Origin of the sequence: Paenibacillus macquariensis (genome assembly GCF_900156375.1) — a bacterium.
Lineage (GTDB): Bacteria > Bacillota > Bacilli > Paenibacillales > Paenibacillaceae > Paenibacillus_AQ > Paenibacillus_AQ macquariensis.
In genome coordinates this window covers 136,312-161,580 of record NZ_FTNK01000007.1, presented here as the reverse complement: position 1 = coordinate 161,580, position 25,269 = coordinate 136,312, and the positions used below count along the sequence as shown (strand labels likewise).

Here is a 25,269-nt window from a genome sequence, read left to right as displayed (position 1 = left end):
ATGAGAGAATTTTTGGGAGGTGGTGTTTACGGATTGAAATCTCCTTTATTTATTGCATAGTTAGCCTTTTTTCGCTGAGCACCGATCCTCGCATCCGGATGGGTCTATACCATTTTTAGTTACGTTGCTTTTGTTTTTCACTCAATTTTCCGAGCTATTTGAACAGACTCTTAAAAAACTTACAGTATGGAGGTTTCTGCATTGAAAAGAATTACATCCTTTACCCTCATAATAATGATGTTATTCGGTATGGTTCCGGTCACCGAAGCATCAGAAACTGACGTAGTCGAAATCGACAATATGCCTCCTCTTATTGCATCGATTAAATTCGACAATAATTTGAAGGACGATGCAAGCCAAGAAGATTTGATAGCAAATGGGAACTATAGGTATGTAGACGGTGTATTACCAGAAACCAAAGCTCTGCACTTAGATAGCGGAAACGGCAATTATGTCAGTACGGCGCATAGCTTGAATGTTGGTAATGACAGTTTTACCGTATCCTTCTGGTATAAGGGCGACACGAACAAAAATCAGGTCATATTATCAAACAAGGATTTTAGTAACGGCTCTAACGCAGGGTGGGCGATTTACACATCAACTAATTCGGTCAACATGAATTTAGGATTCCCAACCGCTAAAGAAAAGAACATTTCCTTGGGGCGCAATACGTTTGTTGCTTCCGATTGGCGTTACGTGACATATGTTGTAGACAGAGATAAAATGCTCGCGTCGCTTTATATTGATGGTTACGAAATGGCTGAAACTACGCTGAAGCTCGGATCGTTAGATACATCGAACCCATTAAAAATAGGTGTAGACGGATTGGGAAACCTCGGAGGTAATTCATTCGATATCGATGATCTGATGATCTGGAAAGGCGCATTTAGCAGTGATGTAGTTCAAGCAAATTATAATAGTTACGGTGTAAATACAGTAGATATGAAAGCACTTAACAACACAATATCAGAAGCAAATACAATCATAGCAGGCGGTCTTGGTGACGGCTTCAGCCAGACTGATTTTGATTATTTGAAAAAAGTGTTTACGACCGCAAATAGGGTTTCAACAACGCAAAAAGAAAAATTATTTACACAGGAAACGATCAATTATTATGAACGTGAACTAACCAATGCCATCTTCATCTATCAAAATAGTAATAAGACAGAAACGCCCGCCGATTTAAATATGATTGTGAACAGCGATACGGAAATCAGTGCTAATCCTGCTGCAATCGCGCGCGTGGAAGATGATTTCAGAAAAAGCCTGAAAATATTCTCTCAAGCCGATGTAATGTTGATTCCTGGCGACGTTACCGGCGGTAACAATGCCATCGAATATCTGTGGATGAATGAGCTGACAAACGTCTACAATAAACTTGAAAAAGAAGGCTTATTTAAAGATATCTCACTTTATTTGGTAAGAGGCAACCATGATATGGGTGGCGCCGAAAAATTCATTCCTGTCGGTTCGGCAGGCGCGTGGAACGAATCTACGAAATCGTTCGATAACAATTTCTTTAACGATGCTTATCGGGTCAAGGTAAACGGATATAATCTTGTGGTTTTTGACGGAAATTATGATAATAACAACACGTCTGGAAAAGCCAAAGGTTTCCTTGACCAAATTAAAAATGAAGCGGATTACGATCCATCCAAACCGATATTTGTATCTTCTCACTTCCCTATAAGCGGTACCAATTGGGGATCGGGATGGAGCACCGCTGGAAGTAATAATGTAGGTAAATATATTGCTGACAATAATTTGTCGCAGGTGGTATATCTGTCAGGTCATACACATTATGATCCGACCGACGAACGTTCTCTCTATCAAGGTGCGGCTTCGTATTTCGATGCTGGTTCGACGAATTATTCTAGTTATATTGATGGCGGTCCGTACGGCGGATATATTGAAGGTGCATATATCAAATATAATACCACACCGCGCATCTCGAATTTCATAGAGGTTTATGGTACAAAAGTCATCATCAAACATTATAATTTAAGCACAGAAGAATTTGTAGGCATACCTTCTGTAGTCTACGTTGGCGAAGGCAAAGATGCCTTTACGTATAGCAAGAGCGATATTAGAGAACTCATCGCTCCGCAGTTTGATGAGGCGATTACGATCGATTCCTTCAAAAACAACGAACTTACTTTTACAATTAAGCAAGCGAGTGACAATGTACGTGTGTTGGAATACAATGTTCAGCTTATCAACAAGCTTACCGGGGAAGTTGACAAATCATTCAATAGTCTATCGCTACCGTTAGACAAGCCATTCGATGAACACAGGGTCTACAAGATTTCAGGTTTGTCGCAGACTACTCCATATATACTCCGAGTATTCGCTGCGGATTCCATGTATAACCGTTCGTCGCAGGATATTGAGATTACGCCTCAAGTTGCTAATTTAGACAGCATCACTGCGCCTACTGACATAACAGGGGTGGCAATCGGATCGGCGAAGACAGCGGACGGCCTTGGATTGCCAAAGACAGTATCCTTGGTTACCGATACAGGCACGGTGGATGCCGATGTGACATGGGATGTAGGTGCTTCAAACTATGATCCAGCTGAAACGACTGTACAGACCTTCACTGTCAATGGAACTGTAACTTTGCCAACTGGGGTGACAAACCCAAATAACGTTCCTTTGACAACAAGCATTAAAGTATCTGTTAATAAGATCCCTCAGTCACAAATGACGGCAACAGCGACGAGTGAGGAAACAGCTGGTGAAGATGATTCAGCATCCAATGCGATTGACGGAAATTCAGAAACCTTTTGGCATACAAAGTGGGATGAAAAGGGTGAACTCCCTCAATCGATCACATTAAACCTCGGAGGAACCTACAACATTAACAAGTTAGCGTATTTGCCGAGGCAGACAGCTGATAATGGGATTATAACCGCTTATAATATCTATGTAAGTACGGATGGATTGACCTTTACCAAGGTCGCAAGTGGAGATTGGGCGAAGGACAAGGCGGAGAAAGTAGCAACTTTTAATCCGGCAGATGCATCATATATCAAGCTCGAAGCAACAGCGGGTTTTAACGGTTGGGCATCGGCAGCAGAGATTAATGTAATGATTAGCGATCCATTAGCACCACCTGCCACTACATTGACAGGTTTACAGCAGGTGAACTCTGGTCAAACCTTCAATCTTACGATGGGACTGACCGGCGTTACGCAAAGCTTATACCAGCAAGTGTATGGGCAAGATTTGACGCTTCACTATGACCCGGCGAATGTGAAGTTCGATTCGGTTACATCACTGAAAGGCGGATTTAAGGTCATCGATCAGAAAGAGACGATGCCTGGAGAAATCCGGATTGTAGCTGCCAGTGTAGGCGAAAACCAAGGTGTGCCTGCCCAAGGAGATATGCTAAAATTCACTTTTATGGCCAAATCTGCTACCCAAGCAAACGATACGACCGTTTCTATAAGCAATGTTATCATTGCCAACGCAGAGGGTAAGGAGTTACAGGTAGAGGGAGTCTCACACAAGCTGCAAATCAGTACCTCTGTAAAACCAGATCCAAAACCAGATCCAAAACCAGATCCAAAACCAGATCCAAAACCAGATCCAACACCAGATCCAACACCAGATCCAACACCAAGTCCAACACCAGAACCTTCGGATAATGTATTTAATAGCGATATTGTCAATGAGATTAAACTTGTTAATTCGATCTCTTCCCATGTAGCGGAAGCTAATAAATCTGATGTAAAGGTTGAAATAGCTGACATTAAAGGACATTGGGGCGAAAAGACCATCGATATGTTCGTGAAACTACACTTTATCGAAGGATATGAGGATGGAACGTTCCATCCAAACGGCAACATTACACGTGCCGAATTTGCAGCGATCATTTCTCGTGTATTCGATATCAACGGAGGCGGCAATCAGTCGGTAGTTCTGAACGATATTAACAGCCATTGGGCTAAAGACGCCATAGAGAAACTTGCTAGCGTAGGAGTGATTACCGGATATGATAACGGGACGTTCAAGCCGAACAATACGATTAGTCGTGAAGAAATGGTTATTATTCTATCCCGTATTGTGGACTTAAGTAAAGTGCACAAAGATGGATCCAAAGGTAACTTTGCTGATATAGCAAGCGCAAGCTCTTATGCAACAAATCAAATCAAGGATGCGGCAAAAGCGGGTATCATCAGCGGCAATGGCAATGGCAATGGCTTATTTGATCCGAAGGGCAAATCCACACGCGCAGAGGCGCTTACGATCATTCTGAACGCATTGAACCTTAACCCTCAAGTGAAAACACTTTTGGAAGGCTTGAACTAAAAATTCATCGGTATTGCTACCCTCTAAAAGTGGATGTATAAGAAATCAGATGAAAAAATGGTAGAAATGGGGATTGGCAAATGAACAATAAACGAAACAGAAAAACGTTGCGTCTAATCGGTTATTTTGCGTCAGTCATGATGTTGATTTTCAACTTGTCCGCACCGTCCTTCATTCCTGTCGCTGAAGCAGCTGCCGGCCAGACGTTAACACTGGACAAACTCCAGTACCTCAAAGGGGAAGCCATCACCCTGTCGTATACAGGGGCTGGTGATAACGGGAAGGACTGGGTCGGCATCTACCAAACCGGAGCTGTTCCTCCAAATTCCGGTGTATCGTTGATATGGGATTATATAAAGGCTGGAGACGGAAAGGTTAGTCTCAGCAATACGCTGGCCCCAGGTAAGTATGATGCGCTTTTCTTGCTCAATGGCGAGTATGAGATCGTGGATCGCAAGACATTCGAAGTCGTTGATCGGATCCCTGTTAACGGGGTGACGCTTGATCAAGAGAACATCAATATGACTGAAGGCGATACCGTAACATTGACGGCTACGGTCTCGCCGGATAATGCGAACGATCCTCAAGTTTCGTGGACAAGCAGCGATCCTGATGTAGTATCTGTTACCGCAACAGGCGGCAGCGCTTTACTGACTGGGAATAGTCCTGGAACGGCGACAGTAACGGTCACAACGGCTGACGGCAACTTTAAGTCTTCCGCGAGTGTGACAGTAGATGCAGGTCTGACGTTACAGAACATCATCGAAAACGCCAAGGCTAAGAACGATGCAGCTGTGGAAGGCAATGAGGACGGACTGTATGCGGCTGACTCCAAAGCGCAATTGCAGTTGGCTATCGATGCATCCAATCATATAGCTAACGATTCGAATGCTACTCAGGAGCAGGTAGATAGTGCGAAAGCGGTATTAAAAGCGGCTATTCAACTGTTTGAGAAGCAGAGAATCACCGCAGATGTCAATGGAGACGGAAAACGCTCTGTTGGAGACTTGGCTATTGTTGCAGGGGCACACGGCCAACAACAAGGTCAAGCGAACTGGAATGAAAACGCGGATGTGAATCATGACGGTAAGGTTGATCATGTTGACCTAGAAATTGTAGCCAAAGCGATTCTGCAATAAAATTACTTTGCAATGGTTAGGTGAAAGTCTATGAGAGGGAGATCTATTGTCTTCCTCTCATAGACGCCGATTTTCACCGCACATCGTGAAGGAAGTAAAGACTTCTTTACTGCTCTATTTGTTTCATAAGCCGATTGAACCCGTCAATAAGGCCGTTTTATGATGGCGTAAATCAAAAATTGAGACGTTTACCGCTGATGAAGTGATCGAACAATGTATTCTTCTTTAAGATCTGGTGTTTGACGATGTGCCTGCTCATACGAGTGGGCTCTTTGTTCATGCAGTGGAATATGTCCATAGGATATGATCATTTGCTGTTTTTGTTATCCTTAGTATTAATCGTGATCCTTGCTTGCATTGTTAGCTTGCTGATCATTATTCCGATCTTTTCTAAGACGTTTATCAAATGAATATTTTCACTCAATGCGATAATGAAACGGGTCGAATGTGGTGAGTTGGATTTACAGGTTCGGAGTGATTCCAGAGATGAAATTGGAGAAATGACCAATCGGTTCGGTAAGATGCTTAACCGACTAAATGAGCTGATCGATGAATGCGTTTGAAATTAGTTGTGTGGTTACATCGATGTCGAAATTGCTGTTGAAATGGATAAACCGCTACTAGCGAACAATGTCAAATCAAACAGCAATATTTGGACGGAATAACTACAATTCTCATAGGTGTGCTAATGGTCGGATTTGCTTTTAAAGTGGGTTACGACAATATGGCCGTTTAATGTAGATGAGATGTAAACAAATCATCATAATTGTAAAAGAGGTGGTGCAGGAAGTCATTCCTACACCACCTCTTTTTGTTCAACAGACCAGAAACAGCCGACAGCATAAATTTTGAGCTAGTATTACTTCATTTTGGTAGACATATCAACTCGTGAGCCATTGATATGAAGTTGATCACGCGGCTAATGAGAGTAATTGGAAACATATCACGGATACACTATTTATCGTAAAAAGACGTTAAATATTTTTACTCAAGGTAGACGATTTGACGACTTTCTCTGCTCAAATGTTACTGCATTGCAGTAAAGAACAGATCTAGTATCGATTTCATTGATAGAATGCAGAAATCGTTGATTAGTAAAGTAGTTATACAAGTTGAGAAACTATAAAATATGGTACATAAGAGGGGGCTAGTGACAATGCAAAGTTCGAATTCCAGTAGAATCACGCGGAATTTCAACAGAGACTGGAAGTTTATTATTGAAGATAAATCGGTGGCTGAGCAGAAGCAATTCCCCTCCGATGGATGGGAAAGCGTTTGTTTGCCACATACGCCTAGAATAGAATCTCTTCACGTTGATCTGCACTTTCAAGGATTTTGCTGGTATCGAAAGGCTTTTATTGTTGACGAAGCGTTCAAAGGAAAGGAACTATTCATTGAATTCGAAGCGGCCATGCATGAAGCCCACGTATGGATCAACGGAAAATTCAAGCTGATCCATAAAGGCGGTTATTTGCCGTTTATGGTCGATATTACCGAGGATGTTGAATTTGGGGTAGAGAATGTGATTGCAGTCCGGCTCGATAATCGTAACAACGGAGCAATTCCACCCGGTAAGCCGTTGGAAAGTCTGGATTTTTCGTACTTCGGCGGACTTTATCGCAATGTGAATCTACATATTATAGACAAACTTCACATCACTAACACAGTGTATGCGGGGATACCTGCCGGAGGCGGGGTCTTTGTCAAGTATTCCGACGTCTCGAAAGCATCTGCCACCGTCGAAGTTCAGACTCATGTGCAGAATGAGTATGCTGACAACAAAGATGTTCAAGTCGTGACATCGATCTTGGATAAACAAGGCAGACTTGTCAGGTCGACAAAAAGTTTGGTTGAAACCGTAATTGCTGGTGGGGATCATACATTTGCACAAATAATTGCGATTATAAATCCGCAGCTTTGGCATCCGGACACCCCATATTTATACACGTTGTTAACAGAAGTCATCGATGGTGATGGGAGAACGACAGATGAACTTCGCACGCGTATCGGAATTCGTACGATTTCATTCAGTAAATCGAAGGGCTTCACGATCAATGATGAAAAATTGGTCATCCGCGGGACGAATCGTCACCAGCAATATCCATATATCGGCAACGCTGCATCGAACAACGCCCAATATCGGGATGCGCTGAAGTTAAAAGAAGGCGGATTCAACTTCGTGCGGCTTGGTCATTATCCTCAGGCAGCAGCTTTCCTGGACGCCTGCGATGAGCTTGGATTGATGACCGTAGAGCCAGTTCCCGGCTGGCAGTATTGCCAGACAGGAGAATTCCAGGAAATCGTCAAGCAAAATATTCGAGATATGATCCGCCGCGACCGGAATCATCCATGCATGATCATGTGGGAGGTCAGCTTGAATGAAACGTACAATAAACGTCAAGGCGCGACTGATGAATTTTTCCACGAATGCCATCTGATTGCTCATGAAGAATATCCGGGAGATCAAATGTACACATCGGGGGATACGATCGGAAGAGAAAACGCTGCATACGTCAATTACGATGTACCGTATACGATGTGGGAGGATAGCAACTTATCCCGCCCACTGGAGGATGTTCTACCTGACAAGGGAGGATTTGACAGAGAGTACGGGGATTATGAATTTGGTGGCCATGAGAGTACTAGTCGTGTGCCGCGCGGCGCTGGAGAGCAGAAGCTGCTGCTGCAAGCGTGGAATTATCAATGGTCGCTGAATCGGAACCGCGGCAACCGCTGGTCACTGGGCGACGCTTCTTGGGTTGGTATTGATCATAATCGAGGCTGCTATCCGCGGGTGGCGGAATGTGGAGCGTTAGACACCTTCCGTTTGCCTAAATACGTTTATTATTTCTATCAGAGTCAGAGGAGACCTGATGTTATTCACGAGCAAATCGATAGCGGACCGATGGTGTTCATTGCGAATGAGTGGACAGAACGTGTCTCACCGGCCAAGATTGTCGTATATTCCAACTGTGATGAGGTCGAACTGTTAATGAACGGAAAATCGGTAGGCATACGAAAGCCTGACCAAGGACCCGACACGGAATATGGTGAGCGCATAACAGGTTATGATGTCGATTATTGGCTAACCGATGAGGAGCAGCATAAGTGGAAAGAAGGTAGCGTGGAGTCTAGAGACGATACCGGCATTCTAAAGGTAATTCCGCATGATGGAGGGAATTGCCGCAATCTAGATAGGGCGCCGTTTACGTTTGAAGACATAGTCTATGAGCCCGGAGAACTGAAGGCGTTCGGACGAATAGGAGGAGTAGAAAAATCCTCGTTCGTCGTGTGTACCCCACTTGAGCCTGAAATGCTATTTATTCGGATAGACATGGGCGGTAAAGCGCTTGCCGCAGACGGATCCGATTTTGTCTTTGCTTATGCCGAGATTCTGGATACCAACGGAACAATCGTAACTGCAGCCAACCATGAAGTGACTTTCGAAGTGGAAGGTTCTGCTGTCATCGTTGGGGAGAATCCGATTCAGGCAGAGGCGGGCATCGCGACGGTATTGCTACAATCGCGTCCTGTGCCTGGTGAAGTGATTGTGACTACGCATGCCAAAGGTTTAAAATCTGCTGTTACCAGGTTCACAATCGTTTAGGAAAGTCGATTTTGTTGCTAGAGTATATATTTCGTTGATGGCATTAGCATTTTGAAGTCTTGTGTACAGTTATAATTTCATAGTAAGTAACCTTATAGGAAAGCAGGAGGTGTGTCGCTTGACTAGACGATTTATACAGCAGTGGGACCTGCAAATTTTGGTCATCCCTGCGATCATCATGATCTTTATATTTTCTTATATCCCCATGTGGGGTGTCCTTACCGCTTTTCAGGACTATAGTCCTGCGAAAGGCTTTTTGGGAAGCGAGTGGGTAGGGTTCAAACATTTCAGGATGTTCTTTAACGCCCCGGAATTTTGGCAGATCATGAGAAATACGATTGTGATCAGCCTTCTGAAGCTGTTCATCGCGTTTCCTGCGCCGATCGTTCTGGCATTGATGCTGAATGAGGTGAAAAACGCGGCATTCAAGCGGTTAGTTCAGACGATCAGTTATTTGCCCCATTTTATTTCGTGGGTCATCGTGTCGGGATTTGTAATCTCCTTGCTGTCGGTTGATAACGGCAGTGTAAACATTCTGATGCAGAAGGTTAATCTCATAGATGAGCCTGTCCATTGGCTATCGATTCCCGAGTACTTCTGGAGTATTCTGATCTCGACAGGGATCTGGAAAGATATCGGTTTCGGCGCTATCGTGTATTTGGCAGCCATTGCGGGAGTAGATCCTAGCATGTATGAGGCGGCTTCGATTGATGGTGCTGGCCGTTTTCGACAGTTGGTATCTATTACAATTCCGTCAATAGCACCAGTAATCATAATTTTCCTCATTTTGCAGGTTGGGCAAATATTGAATGCGGGCTTTGAAGAAATATTACTACTAACGAATCAGGGGCAGAACGTCGTGTTAAGGCCGGTGGCGGAAACGATTGATACGTATGTCTATCGTGTCGGTATCGAGAACTACCGCTTCTCCTATGCGACGGCGGCTGGTTTGTTCAAGAGCGTGATCAGTGTTGGCCTGCTTGTAATCGCTAACAAGATAGCCAGAAAACTGGGGAACTCCAGCTTATGGTAACGGATTTCAAGAAAGGAGGTAGCTTGTGAAACGCTCACTCGAAGATCATTTTATCGATATCGTGGTATACACATTCTTGTTTTTGCTTGCCGTAGTCACCCTGTATCCCTTCTGGAATTCATTGGTTATTTCCTTTAATTCCGGAAACGATACGGCGGCTGGGGGTATTACCATTTGGCCAAGAGAATTTACAATGGAAAACTACAAATATGTTTTAAAAGACGTCCGGTTAGTTAACGCTTTTTGGATCACGGTTGCTAGAACAGTTGTGGGTACTTTCCTATCGATTATGTTTACCGCCATGTTCGCATATGGGATGTCCAGGCGCGGATTGATCGGCAAAAAGTTCTATATGATCATGTGCGTCATTACGATGTATTTCAGCGGAGGTCTCATCCCGAGTTATCTGTTAATCAAGGATTTGCACTTGATGAACACCTTCTGGGTTTTCGTTATACCTGGTCTTATCAGCGTCTGGAATATGATCATTTTCCGCACCTTTTTCATGGGACTCCCTGACGGACTGGAGGAATCGGCCAGAATCGACGGATGCAATCACATTAATACTTTTTTTCGAATTGTTCTGCCGGTATCCGGGCCAGTCGTTGCTACGCTTTCGTTGTTCACCGCGGTAGGTCACTGGAATGCATGGTTTGACGCTTCGATTTATATTTCGAATCAAAAACTGTTACCGCTGCAAGTTCTTCTCAACCAGACTATACAATCGATTATGACATTTGAATCCGCGACACAGATCAGTGCGACCAAACAGGAATTTCTGCAGAATGCGCAGAGTGTCACACATAAATCTATCGTGATGGCAACTACAATGATAGCAACTATTCCAATTGTTATGGTATATCCTTTTGTGCAGAAGTACTTTGTAAAAGGGGTACTTGTCGGTTCGTTGAAAGAATAGGGAGTTGTTATGCGCCGATAGGTGATAACATAAAAAGAGAGTACGAGAGGGGTAAACGACTCATGAATAATAAAAAATGGCTAACCATGTTGGCCACGGTTCTAACTTGCAGTACACTGCTCGCTGGCTGCGGAAGCGGCGATGACGAAAACAAAAAGGTAGCAGAGAATGGAAATACTGGAGAATCTGCGAAAGACCAGGCGCTAGCGTTTACAATGTACAACTTTGATGATGGATGGCAGCCTGCTCCTTGGGGAGAGACGGTTACTACCAAGTGGATTCAGGAAAACAAGAAGGTATCCATCGATTATCTTCCAACGAACGGCAACGCCAAACAAAGGTTCAACGCCATGTATGCCAGCGGCGAGTTGCCTGATGTTATTGACCTTGGAACAGGCCCCGAGCTGGATCGGTTGATCAGTGAAGGTCAATTGGTAGATCTTGATCCGTATCTTGATAAATATCCGAATCTGAAGAAGGCTGCTGGCGACCAGATTCTCAATATTAACCGTTCGGAAGACGGCAAGCTATATGTCTTTCCGGAATGGTATGTTGGTGGCGATCATATGAACGGGAACGGCGGTTGGGCTGTGAATCGGAAAATCTATAAAGAATTGGGCTCGCCGAAGCTGGAGACGTTAACTGATTTAGAGAGCTATCTGCGTGTAGTGAAAGAAAAATATCCGAATGTAATCCCGCTTGAAGTCGGCGCTCCATACGATATTAAGATGATGTATTCCGCGTTTAGAGAAAACAGCACGCCGTATTTTGTGAGCAAAATGTTTTATCCAGAAGGCAACACGTTGAAGCCGATTACAGAAGACCCGGCATTCAAAGAGTTTATGCAATTCGCAAGTCGATTGTATCGCGACAAGCTAATGACTCAGGATGTGTTTACGCAAAAGGCCGATCAAATGATAGAGAAGTTGGGCCAAGGGAAAGTGGCTGTTTCTATCAGTGCGAACTTATCAGGCAGAGCCCGTGTTCCGAACTCAACTCTCCGCGCACAAGATCCTGAGGGTGGATACGAATTTATTTGGCCTATTCACAAAGAGGGCTTAGATAAGAACAAAATTTATCCTAACTATACCGGCAGAGAAGGCGGCGGCAAAATCGTCATTACGAAGAAAGCGAAAGATCCTGAACGTATTTTCGCTTATCTGGATTGGGCTACAAGCAACGAGGGGCAGTCGGTTCTCTGGTTTGGACCTCCGGGATTCCTATGGGATACCAAGGACGAGAACGGGATTCCAATTCCTAATGACAAGTACAAAACGATGGACAAAGCCGAACTGGACAAGCTACACATTTCCGACAACATGATGGCTGGAAATGCGACCTGGGTCGATCTGGCGAAAGTAGCCAGAGAAAGTCTTCTTCCTGAGGAGCAACAGGATTTCCAAACGCAGCAGCAGGTGAAAGTTGCTTGGAAGACGTCCATGGACACCACAGTTTTTGCAAATACAGACCCGCAAGGAGATTCTGAAGAAGGCATTATTCTACAGTCGGTGACTGATATGTTTGATCAAGCGTTCTCCGCTATGATTTATGCAAAGAACGATACAGAAGTTGAGTCGATACTGACGAAGACGAATGAAGAAATGAAAAAGCTTGATTTCCCGAAAGTACTCGAATTTGTAAAGAAGAAGTGGCAGGATAATCTGAATAAAGTGAACGACAATTAACTTCAGGTTTGTGGGAATGAAAGAGTATACCTTTATAGGATACTCTTTCAATTTTTATAAGGATGCATTTCCATTTATAGCCATCGATTTGGGGCTGATAGGTCCGATGGAGTAGGGAAGCGTTTGTAAGAGTTATTAAAATATATAATTATGCGAGGAGAATGTCTAATGAAACAGCTTACAGCTATCTTGATCGGTGCAGGGGCCAGAGGTGAGGCTTATGCGCATTATGCACTCGATTATCCGCATGAACTGAAATTTGTTGCCGTTGCAGAATCGAATTCGGAACGATTGTCCAAATTCGCTGAGCAGCACGGCATCCCGGCGGAGCGTCAATATACGTCATGGGAACAGATTCTTGAAGAGCCGCAGCTCGCTGATATTGCAATCATCTCTACACAGGATCGGATGCATTATGAGCCAACATTGAAAGCGTTAAAGAACAAATATCATGTCATGCTTGAGAAGCCAATGTCGCCAGATCCTGGGGAATGTATTGAGATGGAATGGGCCGCCAAAGAGAACGGGCGGCTGCTTACCATTTGTCACGTGCTTAGGTATACGCCGTTCTGGTCATCGATTAAGCGTCTAATTACAGAAGGACGTATCGGTGAGGTAGTTTCCATTCAGCTTAACGAAAATGTCGGTTACTGGCACATGGCGCACAGCTTTGTAAGGGGGAATTGGAACAACTCTGACAACTCGAGCCCTATGATTCTAGCTAAATCGTGTCACGATATGGATGTCTTATCTTGGTTGATGGATCAATCTTGTCTGCGCGTCAGCTCCTACGGCTCTCTGAAGCATTTCCATTCCAGTAACGCGCCTGAGGGATCTTCGGATACTTGCATCGGCTGTGCAATTGAAGCTAGTTGTCCATATTCGGCGCCACGCTTCTACTTAGGCGAAGGGAAAGCTTGGGCACGGCATTTTACCGAAGATCTTACGCGGGAAAACATTGTGAAGGGCTTAAAGGAAACGAATTACGGTCGTTGTGTCTACAAGAGTGATAACAATGTAGTGGACCATCAAGTCGTCAACATGGAATTCACGGGCGGCGCAACTGCAACATTCAGTATGTGCGGATTCACTCGACATCAGGAACGGCGCATTCAGATTATGGGTACAAAAGGTGAAATTCGCGGGGAGGAAGGCAAAATTAAGGTTATGGATTTCGTGACCCACGAAGACACTGAGATTCAAATCCCAGAACAGATGTCGGGTCATGGGGGCGGAGACACCGGCATTGTTCGCAGTTTCCTGAAGGAAGTGTGCGGCTACAATGGAAGCGAGAGCCTAACGTCCGCATCGGCTTCGGTCCGCAGCCACCTTATGGCGTTTGCAGCGGAACAGTCTCGATTAAATAATGGCCAATCGATTGAACTTGATGATTTCTATAAGAAGCTACTCGTCCAAGTGTGAAATTATTAGTTGAAAACTGAAGTGATAGAGAAGAGGGAGCGCTTTGCGAACCATAGCAAACGAAAATGCCATGAACAGCTCGAAAGAGGCTTTGCCGCGCGGCAATAGACATTTTGACGGATGGGAAAGATGGCGTCTCCGCAAAGTATCAATATATAGGAGCGTTTGCTATGGATGGCAAAGATGATACTTCCAGAGAGCAATTACATATTTTCCGTACAATACAAAACCTTGAAAAGAATTGGAGGTACTAAGAACGATGATAAGAAACGATATAGATATTACAACTCCTACATGTACATCTACAAATGGATGGATTGCTGACAATGGAAATGGTACCTATACAAATCCTATTATGTGGGGTGACTATCCGGATAATGATATTATAAGAGTTGGCGATACCTACTATATGTCTTCAACGAGTATGCATTTATTCCCAGGGTGTCCAATTATGAGTTCAAAGGACTTAGTGAATTGGGAATATGAAAGTTATGCTGTTGATAGAATGGAAGGTGATAACTACGACCTTATAAATGGTGATGTATATGATGAAGGTCCATGGGCAACAAGTTTAAGATATCATAAAGGTAAATTTTACCTTATTTTTAATATCAATCATGATGCTGCATATGTAAGTATTGCAGATAGTGCAAAGGGTCCTTGGACAATGTATAAACTGGAAGACGAACTTTATGATCCAGGATTATTCTTTGATGATGATGGGAAAATAGTTGTCGTGCATGGACAAGGAGAACTCTATCTGAGTGAGTTAGAGATCGTAGATGAAGAAACAGGCCAATTATCTATCATTTCGATGAGAGAACCTGGTGCCAAAAGAAATGGTAAGAAAATTTATGCTTATCCATTTCCCGGTCATCGATACAATGGATATAATGAGGGCGCACATGTATATAAAATAAATGACTTCTACTATATTCTAACGACGCCGATGTGGAAGCATGGTTCCAAAAAAGAGATTGCCATTCGAACAAAGGATTTAGCAAATGGACCTTATGAAGTTGAAGATATTATGACAAGCTTTATGAATTTCTGGGGTAATGGCATTCATCAAGGGGGAATTGTTGATGTTCCTCAGGAAGATGGTACTTCAGAATGGTGGGCAATCATATTCCAAGATCGTTCTAAACTTGGAAGAGTGCCTACACTGCAGCCAGTGACATGGAAGAATGGTTGGCCATACATGGGGCAGGTAGATGGTGAAAAAGCTGTTGTTACACATAGAAAGCCTAATATACCCCATGTAGAGCATGTTGAACCAAAGGCGCCGCAAGCTTCGGATGACTTTAGCACGAATAAGTTAGGTTTACAGTGGCAATGGAATCACAATCCCGATAACAGGAAATGGAGTCTTGAAGAAAGACCAGGGTCTATGAGACTTAAAACTTCTAGTGTAACAGATAACTTAACCTATGCAAGAAATACGCTTACACAGAGGGTCGTTGGTCCAGATTGTACGGGGACGGTTAAGTTGAATATTACTCATATGGCCGAAGGTGATATGGCAGGTCTATGCTTAATGCAAAAAAACTTTACCTTCATTGGGATAAAAAATGATGATGGTAATAAATCAATCGTTATTCATGATGATACGACTGAACATGTATCCGTGAATTTATCTGAAAATATTAAAGACGTATGGTTAAGGGCTGAGACCCCAAGACATGAATATCGTATGGAGTTTTCCTATAGTATAGACGGCATCAACTTTACAAGACTTGGCGGAAGATACGATATGCATTATGGAACCTATGTAGGAATGAGGTTTGGTATTTTCAACTATGCAACAATAGAGCTTGGTGGATATGTGGATGTAGATTCCTTTGAACTAACAACGACAGAAAATCAGGGAAACCTTTTTGATATAAATAAAAAAATTGATGCTGAGCGCTATGACGATCAAAAGTTTGTTTCAGATAAGGAACTGCAAATAAACTCAAAAACAGAATGGACTAGTGATGATGCAAACAGTGAATATGATCTTAGTATATCTAATCTAAAAGACGGAGATTGGTTGCAATATGATCAAGTAGATTTTGGTGCTGGTGATGTAGCATGGTTTAATGCACGAGTAGCAAGTTCATTAACTGGAGGTACGCTTGAGGTAAGACTTGATCGCATTGATGGGGATTTAATAAGTACACTTCATATTCCAAATACAAATGATATAAATACGTATGTAAATGTTAAGAGTGACCTTACAAAAAATGTTACTGGGAAGCAAAAGGTATATCTTGTGTTTCATGGTGCAAGTCAAAATATGTGTAAACTTAATTGGTTTATGTTTGGTTCAGGAGAATTTCCTCAAATACCTCCCATTCCAGAAAATTTGACTGCTGTGGGTGTTAATGAATCAACTCTAAATATTAAATGGGATGATTCACCAGGAGCACTGCAATATGACATTTTGTTTGATGGCAGAGTTATAAGTAATGCTACTAGTGATTTCTCACAAACAGGTCTCACAAAGTGCTCTAGCCATACTGTAAAGGTAAGGGCCAAACACTTTGCTGGTTATAGTGAATGGAGTAATGAAGTTAAAGCTGCATGTCCAGAAGTAGTGGCAGGATCATCCGAATAAAATGAAAAATGAACATATAAATTCATGTTTGTCGAATGGTATACTTTTATTGTATACGATACATCTAGAGAAGGACTGATTGCCATATATAACGTATTGCTAGTTGATGATGAAAAGTTGGATTTGGAAGTATTGCAGCGTTTTACCCCTTGGGATCAGCTTGACATGGCGATCGTTGGTGCTGTACACGGGGGAGGAGCCGCCTTGAACCTGTTGCGGGAACAGCAAGTGGATATTCTGATCACTGATATCCAAATGCCGATTATGTCTGGATTGGAGCTGGCAGAGCAGGCAAGAAGCTTGCTTCCCCATTTGAAAATCATTTTTATTAGCGGTCATCAGGATTTCCAATATGCCAAAAGAGCGATTGCGATGAATGCCAGTTCTTACATTCTAAAACCTGTGGATGATCATGAGCTGCTGAACACGCTACAGCTTGTCAGAGAGCAACTGAAGTACGAACGAGAACAAATGAAGAAGGAAGAGCAATTGGACTCATCGATTCCGCTGTTACAGAATGAAATGATGTATCAGTGGCTTCGGCGGACGATCGATTATAGCACCCTCTACAGACTTTATGAGGGAAGCGGAATCTATTGGCATAGCGGACCATGCTGCGTTGCTATTATCGAAATGGATGACATTTCATGGAAATTGAAGGCGTTTTCAGATGATCAGCGTAGATTCGCCATCGATCATGGATTTCGATTGATCAGTGATTTTCTTCAAGACCGGCAACTGGGCATTTATTGCAAAACAGGTGATGACAAGGTTGTCATCGTCATCAACTCACCAAGACTCAATGCTACGGAAGCGATGCAGTCTTTGGTTGAACATGTCCGTAATCATTCCAATTTGACCATTACGGTTGGACTGGGCTCAGAGGTCGCCTCCCTTCAAGACGCACCTGAGTCCTACCTACAAGCCCGAGAGGCGCTTGCAACGAAAATGTTCATCGGTAAATGTCGGGTCATCACGCAGGAGCAAACGGCGGGCGAGATCGTTCAAACATCGCTTAACCTGGAGCAAATCATGGACAAGATGTTTGCGGCTACCGCGAACTATGACCTTGTGCACATTCATGACAGCTTGGAACAGCTTTTCGAATTGGTGCAAAGTCTTAAGGACAAGTTATCTGTTTATAATTTTGCGTTGTATGTGGTTTCCAAAACTGATTTTTTCCTGCAATCACTGAACGTCAGTCTATATGACCTATTAAGCATCGAACTGAAAAATTTGAACATACTGTACGACTTTGAGACGATTGACGACATCAAGTCGTGGCTTCGAAAGCAATTGTATGAGGTTTCTGAGCATCTGCATAACAAGAAGAAAAATCCGAACCGGAAGCTGATTGATGAAATTGAAAGATACGTTGAAGCGAATCTGGTGGTGTCACTGCAGCTCAGGAATGTAGCCAAACTGTTCGGATTTTCACCCAACTATTTGGGTTATTTGTTCAAAGAGGTAACCGATGAACAATTCAGTGATTTTGTCACGAAGAAACGGATGGAGAAAGCGCGGGAGTTACTTCAGGACCCGAAGTTAAAAATATTTGAAGCCGCCCACCTGGTAGGTTATCAGAATCTGACAATGTTCAGCAGACATTTTAAGCAGAGTTTCGGTCTTCCGCCGGTCGATTATCGTAAGCAAGGCCGTGGTCAACCATGAAACGGTTCTCTTTCAGATTTAAATTAATGGCTTCTTATATGGTGCTGGTAATCGTACCAGTTATTACGATCGGTTATTACGCTTATAATACTTCTGTACAATATGTAAAAGAACAGACGGTTCAAAATGTGAAAAGCACGTTAAAGCAGGCTAACGATAATATTGAGAGAAGAATGAAAACGGTAGAGCAGGTCGATAATCAGCTTTATCTGGATCAATCGCTGCAGAGGGTATTAAATAAACGCTATGTGCCTTTGGAAAGCTATCAGACCGTTACGCAAAAGATCATTCCAAAGCTGGAATCGGCATTAAACTTGTCCTCGAACAATGTCGTAATTGATTTGTTTTTACATAATGAAACCTTACCGGAAATTTATGATACAGAGACCGGCGAGGACCCGCTTTTGGATGGGAAACGGTATAATCTGATTCATTATCATCGAATGAAGCAACTGGATTGGATGAAAAGGTTTGATACCATGGCTGTGGATTCTTTATGGATGCAGGTTGGTACGGATTCGAAGTTCGGTAATGTTACTTGGCTTAGAAAGATGATGGATTTCCAGACCATTAAGCCGATTGGTACCATGCGGATTACCGTCAAAATGGATGATTTATTCGGGAACTTGAATTACAGTGAGAGCGGAGACGGCATCCCCGGTTATTTCGCTGTGATCAACGAACAGAATGGAACGGTCTACGAGAACAAGAGCAATCCGCTCCCGCAGGCTTGGAAAGCGGAGACGGGAGCTTATATGCAAATTCATGAGCCCATCGACGGAACAACATGGCGTATTATGGCGCTTGTTCCGCTTCAGGAGTTGGAACATACTGCGCAGAAAGTAAAGAATGTTACACTACTTATCTGTTTAGCAAGTATTTTGGTACTCGTGGCGATCGGCGCGATTGTATCTAATACGTTTTCGAAGCAAATCCACAGGATTGTTCGCTCACTCCGAGCCTTTCAGGAAGGGAATTTTGCGAAGCGAGTCCAATATTCCGGCTCGGATGAGTTTGCGCAAATTGCCATTGCATGCAATGAAATGGCGGAGAATATAGAAGACCTCATTCAGGAGGTCTACATCAGCAACTTGCAGAAGAAAGAAGCCGAGCTTGATGCGCTACAGGCTCAAATTAAACCACATTTTTTGTACAATACATTATCTTCGATTAGCAGGCTCGCGCGTTTAGGCGAAACGGAGAAGCTCCACCAAATGGTCACAGAGCTGGCCACGTTCTATCGTCTAACCCTGAATCAAGGGAGATCGATCATCCCGATTCGTGAGGAAATCCAACAGGCCCGTTCGTACATTGGCATTCAAAAGATAAAGCATGTCGACAGGCTGGATGTCAGCTATGACATTCAATTCTCTGTCTTGGAATACGATACAGTGAAGCTGATTTTGCAGCCGTTCGTTGAAAATGCCTTGGAGCATGCCATGTCCGAAGAGCCCCTTCATATCCGGATCATCGCCTATCAGGAAGAAGGAACCATCGTCATGAAAGTCATCGATAACGGAGTAGGAATGAGCGAGGAGACGGTCAGTAAAATATTGGGATCTAAAGATCAGAGTATTGGTTATGGAATCCGAAATGTGAATGAGCGGATCAAGCTGCAATTCGGAGAATCGTTCGGCATCACGATCGAGAGCGAGCTGGGTGTAGGGACGACGGTTAGAATCGTCATACCTTTATACCGGGAGTTGGTTGTTCAAAGTTAAATCAGTGAAAAGGATGGAGAGCTGATCACACCAGCCCCCCATCCTTTTATATGTTACCCTAGAATAGCGCTGTCGCGAAGTGTAACGACTGGCTCTTTGGGACTATGCAGCTCGAACAGTACGAGTTCATTCTCTCCTTTACGAAGAAGAGGTCCCGGGATGTACAACGTTTTCTGCGGCCCTACTGTTTCCCAATATCGGCCAAGGTTGAATCCGTTAATGTACGCGACGCCTTTGTTCCAGCCTTTCAGCTCGAGGAACGTATCTGCCTCCTCATCCACTTGGAACGTCCCTTTGTAGAATGTCGGCTTGCCATCGCATTCCACTGCCCTAGATGTATATTCCAACATCGTCAAATCTTCAAGGGGTAGCGTGTGAATTGTCCAATGGTATAGGAATTGCGCCCCGAAGCGGATCCCCTCCGTAATTCCTTTAACATCTCGCAAGTATGGGCCATAGTTGGTTCGCCCCATATTTTCGACGAGCACGCTCAAGGTTGCGCCTTCTGGCGGGATACTGAAAGTAATTGGCTCCGCGTCTTTGTTCCAACGCTCGACAACTCCTTTAAACTCACCGTCGACAAAGATCTGTGCTCGATCGTGCACATCTTGCAGGTTCAGCTTCGTCTCTGGGCGCGGTCCGGATATCCGCGTGGTATACAGGATAAATCCGTAATTTTGCCCGAGCAACTCCATAGGGTCCGGGCAAGTTCTTTGCACCGGCGTCGACAGCTTATCGAGTGATTCGAACAACGAGGCATGCTGCGACATGTTCACTTGGCCGTAAGCTTTTTTCTTGATCGGTTCAGGTAGCTCCAGCGGTCCCAGGTCGACGTATTTGGCCACAACATCGCGTACGGCATAGAACTTGTCTGTCAAATCGCCTGATTCGTTGATCGCCACATCGTAGTCGTAGCTTGTGATCGTCGGCATATACTTAGTGCCGTCGTCGTTTGCGCCGCTCCAGAAACCAAAGTTCGTTCCTCCATGGAACATGTAGAAGTTGACTGAAGCGTCCATCGCCAGCATTTCGTCGAATACTTTCGCCACGTCGGCAGCATCACGTGTATGGTGCTGCTCAGACCAATGGTCGAACCAGCCATTCCAATACTCCATGCACATAATCGGGCCTTCCGGTTGATACACGCGCAGCTCAGCGAAGGCTTCCTTCGGCCGAGAACCAAAGTTGACAGTCTCGAGCACTCCTGGTACCATACCCCCTTGCAGCATGAAGTCTCCTGGTCCATCGGAGGTGAACAACAATACGTCGATGCCGCGCCTGATCTTACCCTCTTTTAAATATTCTAGATATTGCGTGTCATTGCCATAACTGCCGTACTCGTTCTCGATTTGCATAGCAATGATCGGCCCGCCATTGGTACAGAGCAGCGGAACAAACTTCGGCAACAAGACGTCGTAATAGGCGTCAATTTTATTGATGAACGGTTGGTGGAAACAGCGCAACTGCATTCCGGGATCAGCCAACAGCCAAGCCGGCAATCCGCCGAATTCCCACTCTGCGCAAATATACGGACTTGGGCGAACGATAACATACAGTCCCAATTCGCCTGCTGTCTCGATAAATTTGACGATGTCGGCGATGCCTTCAAAGTTGAACTGTCCTTCGTTTGGCTCGTGCAAGTTCCACGGTACATAGGTTTCTACCGTATTGAAGCCACAAGCCTTCAGTTTCATTAGACGATCCCGCCAATATTCGGGTACGACGCGAAAATAATGGATTGCACCTGAAATAAGTTTGACTGGCTTGCCATCAAAAACAAATTGATTACCTTCCACAGCAAATATAGACACAGTATTAGCCTCCGTTTATTTATTATGTAAAATCATGTATGTATTTCTTCGTTTAAAAATATTTGTTTACATACATTATTTATCTACTAGACTTATTTTTTGCGGACATTTTCAGTAGAATCGATTCTACATTATCATTATTAACGCTTATTTCAATAATTCACTTCATCTGAAGCGATTCGATTCTAGGCGTATGCGACAAACAATCGCTTTCCCATCCATCGGAGGGAATTTGCTTCTGCTCAGCCCCTGATCCATCTTCAAGAATAAACTTCTAGTCACTGTTAAAATTCTGTGTGATTCTACTGAGATTCGAACATTGCATTTTTACTATTCCTCCCTCATGTACATATTTTATAGTTTCTCGACATGTATATCTACTTTAATCATCAACGATTTCTGTATTCTATCAACGAAGTCGATACTACACTTGGTCTTTACTGCAATGAAGTAACATTTGAGCAGAGAAAGAGACTTGCCAATAGAGAGGTAACGTAAGAGTTATCGATGGTAAGGGCCGTCGGGGTAGGGAGGCGGAGATAGCGGCATTGTTCGCAGCCAACTTATGGAGTTTGCTGCGGAACAATCCCGATTAAATAATGGCCAATCGATTGAACTTGATGATTTCTATAAGAAATTACTCGTCCAAGTGTGTAAAAGGGTTAAACATGGTACCCATATCAATGGATAATTATGTGATATAATTAAAAAAATTAAGATGGAAGTTGGGATACCAGGAATCGTATCCATGATGTTCACAAGTTAATTAAACTCACAGGTGATAGAGCAAAGCTGGACGCTAAAGCATATGGTACCTACATTGTATATAAAACCGTTACAGGCCGAATTGTGAAAGAATATACTAATGAGAAATTATTCCGATAGATGAATCAGAGTTGTCTCATGAATGAAGCGTCTCCTGTCATGTACGTGTTTGCTGGGAATAACGGTAGTGGAAAAAGCACCATTCGAAATTTAATCACTGATCGACTTGTAGTTAGTGTGAACATAAACCTGATGCGTTAGCTCGTGGAATTAATGCCGATCATCCTGAGCGTCATAAGATATCAGCAGGAAAAGAAGCAATTATGCTCTCTAGGGATTGCATTCGTAATAGACGTGATTTTTCCGTTGAAACAACCTTAGCGGGTGGCAACGTTATTCTCCTTATGAGAGATGCAAGGGAGAATGGTTTTGAAGTCACTATGTTTTATGTTGGGCTTGGTGATTATCGTCTTAACATCGAACGGGTAGCGGTTCGTGTTCAAAATGGAGGGCACCATATAGCTTCCGAAGACATTATAAGGAGACATAAGACATCCATCCAGAACTTACTTTCTCATTTAGATCTTATTAATTACTTAATTGTAATCGATAATAGTGACTCTTCTGGTGAGATTGTGTAAATGGATGATTAATAACGGAATAATCCAAAAAGTATCTTCATTAACTAAATAAATCAATCATTGTATTTACTATAATACAGGTAAGAACAACTCTTCACAACGATGAGTCGTCATACTTGAAATTCAAGAATTTCACAAATAAGTTGAGGCATGAACATGAAGAAGGGCATTAACATCTGGTCGTTCCCGGAAGGAAGGCCGATCCTGGAATGCGCGAAGCTGGCCAAAAAAGAGGGCTTCGACGGTATTGAACTCTCCCTGAACGAATCGGGAGAATTGGGGCTGGAAACGACAGAGCAGGAAACTATGGCACTGCGCCAGAATATAGCCGACTTGGGTCTGGCCACCGGACTGTACTGGGCCTACTGGATGACCAGCGACTCTGAAGAGGTACGTAACAAAGCGATAGATATCTGAATGAAGTAGCTGGAAACGGCAGCTACACTCGGATCGGATGCGATTTTAGTCATTCCGGGAGCTGTAGGGGTTGACTTTATCCCTGGTTGCGATGTCATTGACTATGATAAGGATTATGAAGGCGTCAATATCGAGACCCTTGCTGTGGTTAGGCAGAGAGCAAATCTGCAGCTCAGGAAGGCGCCTGGATTACGTTTGAATAAGATCAGGTTAACCCTTTGAGGGTGAACAAGGGAAGGTATGATCCATTATGAAAAAGTATGGAGTGGTATTGATCGGCTGCGGCTATATGGGAACCCTCCATTTGGACGCCATTGTACGCAATGAGCGGGTCCGATTGGTCGGTGTTGTGGATTGGAATAAGGAGAAGGCTGCACAAGTTGCCCATAAATACGGGGCTGAATGCTGGAGCAACGATTATCGCATCCTCATTGAGCGAAGCGATGTGGATTTCGTTATAATCGCCACATATCCGTCCTCCCATCTGGAAATCGCCAAAGCAAGCATTGCCGCCGGCAAGCATGTCTTATGCGAGAAGCCTATCGCCAAGAGCGCCAAGGAGACGCTGGAGTTCGTGAAGATGGCTAGGGAGTCCAAGCCGAAAGTACTGATTGGCCACATCCTGCGACACAATAGCACCTACCAGGCGGTCATGAAGATGATTCATGACGGAGCTGTCGGATCCCCGATGGTCATGCGTTTCACCCAGTTGAAGCAGTCCAAGGATTGGGCGGCTCATCTTTCCCTCTTGAAAGATGTATCACCGATTGTGGACTGCGGGGTTCATTATATCGATGTGATGCGCTGGGCCACCGGAGCGGACGTTCTAAGCGTTAATGGCATTGGGCAGCGGCTGGACGAGGATGTTCCGCCTTACACGTACAATTACGGGCTTATTACTCTCCGACTGTCAGACGGTTCTGTCGGCTCTTTCGAAACGGGATGGGGCAGTGGTATGCCCTCCGACAATCGGAAGGAGTTTATTGGTCCAGCGGGACGGATCCGAATCATCTATAAATGCGACCGACCCCAGGAAGTGCAGCATCTGGGGAACATGGTTGAATATGAGGACTACAGAAAGGGAACCGTTCGGCATATGAATATAGATTTCTCTGAGAAGCCGACCGGCGCCCAGTTGGACTATTTCCTGGACATGATCGAGAACAATCTTTCATCCAGGCCCCTTATCGACGAAGCTTACCGCGCGATGGAGATTGCTCTTATGGCGGACCAAGCCATTCTAGATGGGATGACAATAAACTGCAGATAAGGAAAAGGGCCCACGAGCAGATACTGCCATGTCTCAATGATGGGCTCTGTTCTGTTTAAACTTTTTACAAAAAGAGGGATATAAACATGCCGTACGAATCAACACCGATCACGGTCTACAGACCAGGGCAATCTCGCTCCACGAAATGCTGCAGCGTTGGGGTAAAGGCTGGGAGGATGTCTAACTCCCACCCAGTGCCGAATGAATTCATCACAGTTCGATTGTACGCACAGTAAAATCTGAGTTTTATAACCT

The 25,269-nt window shown here is 43.9% G+C and carries 15 protein-coding genes; 14 read left to right on the top strand and 1 reads right to left on the bottom strand.

From position 1 onward, the window contains the following. Positions 1-201 precede the first annotated feature (201 nt). From BW961_RS14665 to BW961_RS14620, 11 genes are all read left to right on the top strand, one after another. The gene (locus tag BW961_RS14665) at positions 202-4,314 is read left to right on the top strand and encodes an S-layer homology domain-containing protein (protein WP_076576882.1); all 4,113 of its coding nucleotides are present in this window, start codon (positions 202-204) and stop codon (positions 4,312-4,314) included. 80 nt (positions 4,315-4,394) lie between these two features. After that, positions 4,395-5,453 (top strand): Ig-like domain-containing protein, encoded by a 1,059-nt coding sequence (locus BW961_RS14660; protein WP_068587821.1) that lies wholly within the window; start codon positions 4,395-4,397, stop codon positions 5,451-5,453. 431 nt (positions 5,454-5,884) lie between these two features. After that, positions 5,885-6,016, top strand: coding sequence for a HAMP domain-containing protein (locus BW961_RS31935; RefSeq protein ID WP_169810320.1), 132 nt, complete (start codon positions 5,885-5,887; stop codon positions 6,014-6,016). A gap of 593 nt (positions 6,017-6,609) precedes the next feature. Next, entirely contained in the window at positions 6,610-9,060 is a 2,451-nt protein-coding gene (locus tag BW961_RS14655; RefSeq protein ID WP_068587819.1) for a glycoside hydrolase family 2 protein, read from the top strand. A 178-nt stretch (positions 9,061-9,238) separates the two neighbouring features. Beyond that, positions 9,239-10,093, top strand: a complete 855-nt coding sequence (locus tag BW961_RS14650; RefSeq protein ID WP_244555967.1) for an ABC transporter permease — start codon at positions 9,239-9,241, stop codon at positions 10,091-10,093. Positions 10,094-10,118: 25 nt separating this feature from the next. Beyond that, positions 10,119-11,012, top strand: a complete 894-nt coding sequence (locus tag BW961_RS14645) for a carbohydrate ABC transporter permease (RefSeq protein WP_068587815.1) — start codon at positions 10,119-10,121, stop codon at positions 11,010-11,012. Between the two features lie 62 nt (positions 11,013-11,074). Then, positions 11,075-12,697 carry an extracellular solute-binding protein gene (locus BW961_RS14640; RefSeq protein WP_068587813.1) on the top strand — a complete coding sequence of 541 codons (1,623 nt, stop codon included), beginning with the start codon at positions 11,075-11,077 and terminating at the stop codon, positions 12,695-12,697. 168 nt (positions 12,698-12,865) lie between these two features. Further along, a complete protein-coding gene (locus BW961_RS14635) occupies positions 12,866-14,119 on the top strand; it encodes a Gfo/Idh/MocA family protein (protein WP_068587811.1) in 1,254 nt (417 codons plus the stop codon). 259 nt (positions 14,120-14,378) lie between these two features. Further along, positions 14,379-16,718 (top strand): family 43 glycosylhydrolase, encoded by a 2,340-nt coding sequence (locus tag BW961_RS14630; protein ID WP_068587809.1) that lies wholly within the window; start codon positions 14,379-14,381, stop codon positions 16,716-16,718. 24 nt (positions 16,719-16,742) lie between these two features. Further along, positions 16,743-18,389, top strand: coding sequence for a response regulator (locus tag BW961_RS14625; protein WP_082867556.1), 1,647 nt, complete (start codon positions 16,743-16,745; stop codon positions 18,387-18,389). After that, positions 18,386-20,110 carry a sensor histidine kinase gene (locus BW961_RS14620; protein ID WP_068587808.1) on the top strand — a complete coding sequence of 575 codons (1,725 nt, stop codon included), beginning with the start codon at positions 18,386-18,388 and terminating at the stop codon, positions 20,108-20,110. Before BW961_RS14625 ends, BW961_RS14620 begins: the two co-directional genes overlap by 4 nt. A gap of 53 nt (positions 20,111-20,163) precedes the next feature. Here BW961_RS14620 and BW961_RS14615 read toward each other — a convergent pair whose 3' ends face one another. After that, on the bottom strand, positions 20,164-21,921 hold the full coding sequence (locus tag BW961_RS14615; RefSeq protein WP_068587806.1) for a glycoside hydrolase family 35 protein: 1,758 nt from the start codon (positions 21,919-21,921) through the stop codon (positions 20,164-20,166). 1,088 nt (positions 21,922-23,009) lie between these two features. On the opposite strand from BW961_RS14615, the gene BW961_RS31235 reads away from it, so the two are divergent. The 3 genes from BW961_RS31235 (at position 23,010) to BW961_RS14600 (ending at position 25,014) form a co-directional block, all read left to right on the top strand. Beyond that, positions 23,010-23,327 carry a hypothetical protein gene (locus BW961_RS31235; RefSeq protein ID WP_244555962.1) on the top strand — a complete coding sequence of 106 codons (318 nt, stop codon included), beginning with the start codon at positions 23,010-23,012 and terminating at the stop codon, positions 23,325-23,327. A gap of 156 nt (positions 23,328-23,483) precedes the next feature. Continuing rightward, complete coding sequence (locus tag BW961_RS14605; RefSeq protein WP_068587804.1) at positions 23,484-23,744, top strand: apurinic/apyrimidinic endonuclease family protein; 261 nt, start codon at positions 23,484-23,486, stop codon at positions 23,742-23,744. A gap of 250 nt (positions 23,745-23,994) precedes the next feature. Next, positions 23,995-25,014, top strand: coding sequence for a Gfo/Idh/MocA family protein (locus BW961_RS14600; RefSeq protein ID WP_068587801.1), 1,020 nt, complete (start codon positions 23,995-23,997; stop codon positions 25,012-25,014). The last annotated feature ends 255 nt before the right edge of the window (positions 25,015-25,269 follow it).